The organism is Clostridium sp., assembly GCF_051654825.1.
Lineage (GTDB): Bacteria > Bacillota > Clostridia > Clostridiales > Clostridiaceae > Clostridium.
Window position 1 is genome coordinate 1 of record NZ_JBOFYU010000081.1, and the last position, 2,543, is coordinate 2,543.

At 27.5% G+C, this 2,543-nt stretch carries 3 protein-coding genes; all 3 read left to right on the top strand.

All coding sequences use genetic code 11. The features are described 5' to 3' along the window. Window positions 1-1,390 (top strand): DEAD/DEAH box helicase (locus ACRDBA_RS04870; RefSeq protein ID WP_438571797.1); only part of this gene is annotated, 1,390 nt, incomplete at its 5' end. Window positions 1,391-1,463: 73 nt separating this feature from the next. Further along, window positions 1,464-2,255, top strand: a complete 792-nt coding sequence (locus tag ACRDBA_RS04875) for a class I SAM-dependent methyltransferase (protein ID WP_438571798.1) — start codon at window positions 1,464-1,466, stop codon at window positions 2,253-2,255. A gap of 166 nt (window positions 2,256-2,421) precedes the next feature. Further along, window positions 2,422-2,543: hypothetical protein (locus tag ACRDBA_RS04880; RefSeq protein WP_438571799.1), on the top strand; the 122-nt coding region annotated here is incomplete at its 3' end.

Genomic DNA, 2,543 nt, shown 5'->3' on the forward strand with positions numbered 1-2,543 from the left:
AAGTGCTACATTAAGAGAATATCAAAAGTACGGAGTAAACTGGTTAAATACATTAGACTACCTAGGCTTTGGTGGTATTTTAGCAGATGAAATGGGACTTGGGAAAACCCTTCAAATAATATCCTTTTTAGCTAATAAAAAAGAAAGTGGAGCATTAATAATAGCTCCAACATCATTAATATATAATTGGCAAAATGAGTTTAAAAAATTTGCTCCTTCACTTAGTGTTAAGGTTATAAATGGAACAAAGGATCAAAGAGCTTTAATGTTAAATGATATAAAGGAAAGCGATATTGTAATAACTACATATAACTTGTTAAAGAGAGATTTAGATTTTTATAAAGATAGAACCTTTAATTACTGTATATTAGATGAAGCTCAGTATATAAAAAATTCTAGTTCTATAAATGCTAAGGCAGTAAAAGAAATTAAATCCTTAAATAGGTTTGCATTAACAGGAACACCAATAGAAAACTCATTAATGGAGCTATGGTCAATATTTGATTTTATAATGCCAGGCTTCCTTTATGATGAAAAAAGGTTTAGTGTAAGATATCATAAAAAGCTAAATGAAAGTAAAGAAGTGCTAAGTGAAGTTCAAAAGCTAATATCTCCATTTATATTAAGAAGATATAAAAAAGATGTTTTAAAGGAGCTTCCTGAAAAAATAGAAAAGCAGTTATTTGTATCATTACCAATAGAGCAGCAAAAAGTATATGCTACATATGCAAATTATGCAAAGGATATTATAAGTAAAAAGGTAAAGGATGATGAGTTTAAAACTAGTAAAATAGAAATACTTTCGTATATAACTAGGCTAAGACAATTATGTATAGATCCATCTATAGTTATGGAGGATTATAATAATGAAAATGGTAAAATTGAAGCTTTAATAGAAATATTAAATAACAGTATAGAAGAGGGGCATAAAGTACTTATATTTTCACAGTTTACTTCTGTATTAAAAAATCTTATTACAAGATTAAGAAATGAAGATATTAGTAATTATTATTTAGATGGTAGCATTCCATCAGAAAAAAGGCTGGCAATGGTTCAAAGCTTTAATAACGATGATACCTCAGTATTTCTTATAAGCTTAAAGGCAGGAGGAACTGGATTAAACCTTACATCTGCTGATATTGTAATACATTTAGATCCTTGGTGGAATCCAGCTGTTGAAGACCAAGCAAGTGATAGAGCCCATAGATTAGGGCAAAAAAATGTTGTTGAAGTAATAAAGCTTATAGCAAAGGATACTATTGAAGAAAAAGTAATGCATCTACAAAATAAAAAAAGAACATTAACTTCTAGCTTAATTAATTCAGAAGATGAAAGTTTTAAAGATATTTCTTCATTAAGTGAAGAGGATATTATAGAATTATTTACATAGTCCTTAGATTTGTCACATTTTTGCATAAGGAAAATATATTAGAGTATAAATGTGAATAAAAAAGGAGTTTTTTATGTCTTATAAAAATATGTATAATTCATTTGGACTCAATAATGAGTTACGTAGGTTAGAATATCAAGCTAAAATGAATTGGAAAAAAGAACTTAGAAATCTTGAGTACTTTGGTTTGAAAGATGGAATGAGAGTATTAGAAGTAGGGTCTGGCCCAGGATTTATTACTGAACTTTTACTTAAGGATTTTCCTAACTTAAAAATTACCGCTTTAGAAATAGATCCAAACATGATAACTATCTCTCAAAAAAGGTTGAAAGACTATATCCATAGAATACATTTTGTTAATGAATCTTTATTAGCAAATACTTTAGAAAGTAATAAATATGATTTTGTTTTAGTTAGATATGTATATCAACATTTATCAGATACACCAAAGGCTACTAGTGAAATATATAGATTATTGAAACCAGGTGGAAAGGTAGTAATAACAGATGTAGATAATGATATATGGGGAGTTACTTATCCTCACCAAAAAATGATGCCACAATTAAACTCAGCATTATCAAATTTCCAAGGAAGTAATGGCGGAGATAGATTTATTGGAAGAAAGCTATTAAAGCTATTAAAAGGAAAGGGATTTACAAATCTAGATTTCGAAGTATTAGCAAATCATAGTGATGTAATTGGTATGGATTCCTTCTTAATATCAAAGGAAGTAAATAAAATAAATGTACCAGAAAACTCAAAGATGGCACCTTTTATTAATCAATTTAAAAACTTTTATAATTCTCCAAAGTCAACTATAATACAATTAGTTTTAATGGCTTATGGAGAAAAACCATATAATTAGTAATAAAGAAGTGGATCTGTAAAGTAAAATGCATCTGTAAATATTCCAGATGCATTTTTTATCTTATAAATTCATTTACTTTATATTAAATTCTATTTATAGTATAATCACACTATAAAGTAAGAAAATCAGTATTTACTTGCTGATATAAAGGAGATGATTTTATTTGGCTTTAACACCTATGATGAAGCAATATTTTGAAATAAAAGAAAACTATAAGGATTGTATAGTCTTTTTTAGACTAGGAGATTTTTATGAAATGTTTTTTGATGATGCTAAAACTGCATC